Source organism: Clostridium sp. AM25-23AC (assembly GCF_003435125.1).
GTDB classification, from domain to species: Bacteria; Bacillota; Clostridia; order Lachnospirales; family Lachnospiraceae; genus Pilosibacter; species Pilosibacter fragilis.
Genome location: NZ_QWGI01000060.1, coordinates 1 through 5,361 on the forward strand (window position 1 = coordinate 1; position 5,361 = coordinate 5,361).

Annotated in this window: 7 protein-coding genes; all 7 read right to left on the reverse strand. The window is 44.2% G+C overall.

Annotation, left to right across the window (positions count from 1 at the left end; all coding sequences use genetic code 11):
- Positions 1–260: 260 nt before the first annotated feature.
- On the reverse strand, positions 261–767 hold the full coding sequence (locus DW677_RS17385) for a hypothetical protein (RefSeq protein WP_117567899.1): 507 nt from the start codon (positions 765–767) through the stop codon (positions 261–263).
- Positions 768–780: 13 nt separating this feature from the next.
- Entirely contained in the window at positions 781–1,437 is a 657-nt protein-coding gene (locus tag DW677_RS17390) for a hypothetical protein (RefSeq protein WP_117567900.1), read from the reverse strand.
- A 52-nt stretch (positions 1,438–1,489) separates the two neighbouring features.
- A complete protein-coding gene (locus tag DW677_RS17395) occupies positions 1,490–2,890 on the reverse strand; it encodes a repa (RefSeq protein WP_117553274.1) in 1,401 nt (466 codons plus the stop codon).
- Positions 2,891–3,360: 470 nt separating this feature from the next.
- Positions 3,361–4,476: a relaxase/mobilization nuclease domain-containing protein gene (locus tag DW677_RS17405; protein WP_117567901.1), complete on the reverse strand. Its 1,116-nt coding sequence runs from the start codon at positions 4,474–4,476 to the stop codon at positions 3,361–3,363.
- Complete coding sequence (gene mobC, locus DW677_RS17410) at positions 4,437–4,760, reverse strand: plasmid mobilization relaxosome protein MobC (RefSeq protein ID WP_117567902.1); 324 nt, start codon at positions 4,758–4,760, stop codon at positions 4,437–4,439. The genes DW677_RS17405 and mobC overlap by 40 nt, the downstream gene beginning before the upstream one ends.
- Positions 4,760–4,948, reverse strand: coding sequence for a hypothetical protein (locus DW677_RS17415; RefSeq protein ID WP_117567903.1), 189 nt, complete (start codon positions 4,946–4,948; stop codon positions 4,760–4,762). The genes mobC and DW677_RS17415 overlap by 1 nt, the downstream gene beginning before the upstream one ends.
- A gap of 38 nt (positions 4,949–4,986) precedes the next feature.
- On the reverse strand, positions 4,987–5,148 hold the full coding sequence (locus tag DW677_RS18470) for a hypothetical protein (RefSeq protein WP_181968394.1): 162 nt from the start codon (positions 5,146–5,148) through the stop codon (positions 4,987–4,989).
- Positions 5,149–5,361 lie beyond the last annotated feature (213 nt).

The window sequence follows — 5,361 nt, forward strand, 5'->3', positions numbered from 1 at the left end:
CCCTTTACTTTCTTCCTCCGGAACGGACAATACAGCACAGGGGAAGTAACGGAACGGACGGGCAGCCGTTTCCCTCTCCGGCATGATAGCCAACAAAAAAGAGTATCAAGGGTAAACACTGCGGTCTATGACCGCCCTTGACACTCTTTTTCTTATGACTCTCCCAGTAAACAAGGGAAAACGGCTTATTGTGGCATTTCTGCCCCTATGGTATAATATTCAGCGTTGTCGCACCCAATCTGGCTATTTGTTGCCAGATTCTATCTTCTTCTTTCCATTTTTTCCAGAATAGAAACTATTTTCTTGCTCAAATTCTTTCCCCATTCTGTGTATGTCGTTCTATGTTCATAAACAAGTGAAGCTTCATATCGCATATACTCCAGCACATTTTCATCACCATACTCAACTGGGGTAGGATAATCGAATGACACCCAACTTTGTCCAGATGTTGCTATTCTTTCACCATCAAGATATCTCTTTTCTTCATCCGATATAATTCCTTTATCACGAAGATAGCTTACAAATTCCTTATATTCATCCCTTGACATATGAGTCGGATCCCATTTGGAAGCAAGGTAATCATAATCATCATCTTCCAATTTTGGTGGTTGAGATACACTGTGTCCTATATATTGATCACCTTTTACTTTTTCTGCCTCCAATGCAATAGAATTTGAAAAAAGTCCATTTACTCCAGGTTCATTTACTTTTCCAATTCGACGATTATTCATCTGAAAGCATAAAGAATTATTTAAACTAACTTTCATAATATCTCCTTACCTATTGAGCATCTGAACTTGAAGAATTTAAATAAACATAACCTCCTGCTTCTAAAGATACAACATTTCCTGTTACGGATGTATAAGTAAATGTCCCCTTATACCCATTTCCATATTTTTGGGTTGTATTTTGAACTGGAAATACTAAATCAAATGTACGGGTCATTCCACTATAAGCTCCTCCTGAAGCAGTTACTCCACCATCTAATGACTTGAATTGATATCTCAATGGATGTTTATATGTATTATAACAATCCATTTCCATTCTCCATTTTACAACCTGATATCCTTGTTCATCAAAGCTATGAAGAAGTCTTTCTGTGGTTTCCGGCGACACCTCTAAAAAGTTATTTTGCCCCCAATCATTTCCGGAAATATTATGTTTTACATATATATTCGAATCATAATAATCTTCAGTATCTCCTGGCTTCTGATATACCGGATACACTCTTACACTTTTCACTTGAAATTTTTCTATTTGAGGAAGAAAAGCAGCTAAATTATTTGCATCTGCATTTTCTAAATTTCTTGGATTGTCATACACAACATCATTAGTAAAATTTTCTGTTGCTGGTATTTTCTTTTCACTCGCAAAGGCTGCAAAGCAAAATGTCAATGTGAATACTACAGAAAAAAATAATAATTTTACCGTTTTCATAATAATTTCCTCCCTAAAAATATTTTTTTATTATTATAGCACAATTTTCCATTTATTTCCACCACTTGTAAACGGTTGGCTTGCTCAACCCTGTCTCCCGGATACAGTCCGCTTTTTTTCCTGCCGGGTGGCTCTCCTGCCATTCTCTGACCGTCTGCTCCGCATTAGGTCTGCCAGCCCACTCATGATTTGGATAATCTATATCCTGTACAGCTCTTGCTCTTGCAAGATGCACTTCCTGCTTTCTATAATTCCGCTTATTGGCTGGTATCGTAACCTTGGTGTTATCCTCTATCCATTCCCGGCTTGCTATCGTTGACAGCCTTTTTCTGTCCCCTTTCAATGCCCGGAGAGCGTCTTTCACATCTGCCCGGCTAAAATGGTTGTCCTCGTCCTCAGTGAGACTCTCTAAATGCTCCAGGAACGCATAGGCGTCACGCCTTATCTTCTGCTCGGATATACCACACTTCAATCCATAAGAACATAACGCCATAATGGAAAAATACCGCCCTCCGGCTTTCACTTCCTCGGTTATCTTCCGTTTCCACCACTCATACAATGCTTCGTTACATACCCAGGTACCGCCCTGCTTCTTACTTTTCTGCTTCGGCTCTCCCTGCACAATCCTCTTTTCATACCACTCCGGATACAGCTCCTTTGCTTCTTCCAGCGTGACGGTGCTTTTCCTCCTCGGCTTCTCATACAGAGGGGCAAGGTCAACCTTACAGCTGGGTATGCTGGCTTTTATATCCTCCAGCGTGTAACGGTTCTCAGACAGCTTATAGGCTTTTACAGGAAAGTCTGCTCCCAGCTTCGACTGACTGCCCACACACCGAAACCCCTGATAGATTCCGGTTATATCCGGGCTGTCCGGACGGATGGAGCTGGTATCATTCCATAACCGCCGGATAAAGGCTTCTTTCAGCTCCGCAAGCACCTTTTCCCGGTTTCGATACAGCTGAACCGGCTCCTGCAAAAAATAGTAAAGATGTACACCTTTTCCGGAACTAACAAGATAGGTCGGACGGAGCTGCACACCATTCCCGAACTGCTTCAGCAGGTTCTTCAGCTGCTGTTTCCCTACATAGTCCACATCTATCACCATCGCAAACAGCTCATGGGCATTCTCCTTCGTATGTGTCTTTCCGTAAAAACTGATGGGTGGTATCAGCCCAAACCTGTCCCCTATGACCTTATCCAGCATTTTCAAACTGTCATCAATCACCCACTGCCGAGTTCTGCCTTTCCCAGACGGTCTAATCTGCGTTGCTATGATATTTCCTTTTCCGTCCTCCGGCTCCTGCTGGAGACTGCCAGCAGGAAACAGCTCCCGATAGAAACCATAAGGGCTTACCTCCAGGTATCCCCTCTCCAGCATAAGGGCTTCTTTCCCCCGGTAAGCAGACTTCCACTCATATCTTCTTTTGTCTCTGCGTCTCTGATATTTTGACATAGTCTCTTCCCCCTACTCCCTGTCGCCTTGACCGCTAATCTTATCAATACATTTTTTTACCTTTTTTTCGTCAAGTATAAATGAGTACCTTTTTGGTGTCAACTTTTATCCCCTACTCCCTGTCGCCTTGACCGCCAATCTTATCAATACATTTTTTTACCTTTTTTTATATACTAAATCAAGAAGCCGTTACGGCTTCCTGATTATTCATTTACTAAGCCAAAAATAGATAATAAATCAGCAATATCAGTGTCACGATATTACAGCCCATCCCTGCCCAAAACAGGTATAGCTTCAAGCCCTCATATCTGAAAAAGCCGTTTTTGCTTTCCTCCAGCTCCCGAACTTTCTGCTTCATTACGCTTGTAAGTGTATCAGACTGCTTCTCAAGGGCTTTTGTTGCCCTCTGTACAGCCTCTATATTCGCCTGTAATGCCTTTCTAACCTCTTGGACGGTACTTTCTCTAACCTCATCTCTCAGGCTCCCAATTTCGGCTGATATGGCGTTCTGAAGCAGTTCGTTGCTGTTCTCTAACTGCTCGACGTTCTTCTTCAGCTCGCTGATGAGCTGCCTGCTCAGTTCTGCGTCTCTCTGCCTGTTCTGCTCTGCCCTTGCTTGTCCTTGATTTGACTGCTTCATCAATTCCTCGCAGCTCTCGCTCGACAAAGCTAAAGCTTCCTTCAGCAGGCTGTTCTCCAGCTCTGTCCGGCTCTGACGGTTCAGTTCTTGGAGCTGTTCTCTCGGACTTGCCTGCTCTGACTTCTGCTGTTCGTGCATTTCTCTCAAACTCATGCTCCAGTTCCTCCTTCCCAAAACCCATGTTGTAGTATTTTTCCAGCTTATTATTACGAATTTTGCAAGCCTTTTCCCCCGCCTGCTCTCTGGCTAAGTCGGTATATGTGATGTACTTGTGGCTGTCCTGCCAGTCCACTCCGTACCCTCTTTCATTCATCAGCCGGATAAAGGTTTCCCGGCTGGTCGCTGTTTCCTTACAGTCCAGGACTGCCAGGGCAATGTCCTGGACATAGCTTTTCACTTTCCCCTGCTCCGCCTGCTTCAGAATCTGGTACGTCTCTTTTTTCCATGCCACTGTTTCCTCACGCTCCGCTCCTTCAAAGGTCTTTCCCTTTTCTGGGATGTGCAGCCCCTGATCTTGGCTCTGGGCGTTGCACCGCTCCTTCAGTTCCCGAAGATCAGCACTGCTCCACTGGAGCTTGTGCCCGTCCTCAAAATTGACAGAATTGACGATAAAGTGCGTATGGATATGGTCTTTGTCCTTATGGGTAGCCACAAGCACCTCAAACCCTTTCCATGCCGGCGTATTCTCTGCAAGCTGTAAGGCGTTCCTGTGTGCCTGCTCCGGCGTGATTTTCTCATCTTTATGGTAGCTCTGGACAAAGTGCTTGTATGTCCTTCCCCCAGTTTTCTCCCATAGTTCCTTGGTAGCCTGCATTTCCTCCTTTGCCGTCTCTGCTTCACAATGCAGACCGCTGACAAGCTTCTCCTCTGTCTTTTCTTCTTTCGTCACATAGTCAATCGCCTGTCCTATGCCTGCCTTTGAAGATACCGCCTTAATAACTGCCATACTTGCTTCAGCTCCTCCCCTTGTTCCCGCACCTCGGATTCACTTGGCAGCACTCCGCCCTCATTACACCGCTTTGCTATCTGGTTGAGGTTGTTCCCGATCCGCTTCAGCTCCGGGATAAGTTCCTTGATTCCGTCCGTATTGACGATTTTTTTATCCAGCACGCAGGAAAGGATATATTCCTGCTGGTTCTTCCCGCTCTCCTGCACCCTCTCCTGCAACTTCTGGTATTCTTCCTCGTTTACCCGGAAGGATAACTGCTTTGGTCTACTCTTGTTTGCCATTACTCGATTCTTTCTCCTGTCTCATCATCATACTTTACTCGGTTCGGATGCAGCCGATATAGTTCTCTTTCCAACAATTCTCGTGCATAGTCATTCCCGGTCAGTTCCTCCTTACCTTTATCCTCTTTCACTGCAAACAATCTTTCGGTATCTTCATCACTCAAATAAAATTCAAATTTTACTGCCATGGCTTATATCTCCTTTCTGTTTCGATTGGCTCATCCCTTTACCACTCCATATCCATGACATCAAGCAGGTCAAAGAAACGCTCCAGTGTCTTATTTTCTTTTTCTGACGGATTCTGTTTCACGTACTTATCAATTACTTTCATCAGCTCCTGCACCTCGTATCTGTACTCAAACTGAATTTTATCCATTTCTTTTTTCATGCGTTTACCTCTCTTTCTTCGGTGCTGCCATCGTACATTATGAGCCTTTCGGCTCTCTAAAAAGGGGGATTGAAGGGGGGCTTGCCACCCTCACAAGTTCTAAAGTGGTAACACTTTAGGGAACTTGCAATATATCCACTACACATATTATAGTATAGTGGTAGCACTTCTGTCAAGCGGATATATTCGTGCGTATATTCTGCCAAGAATATA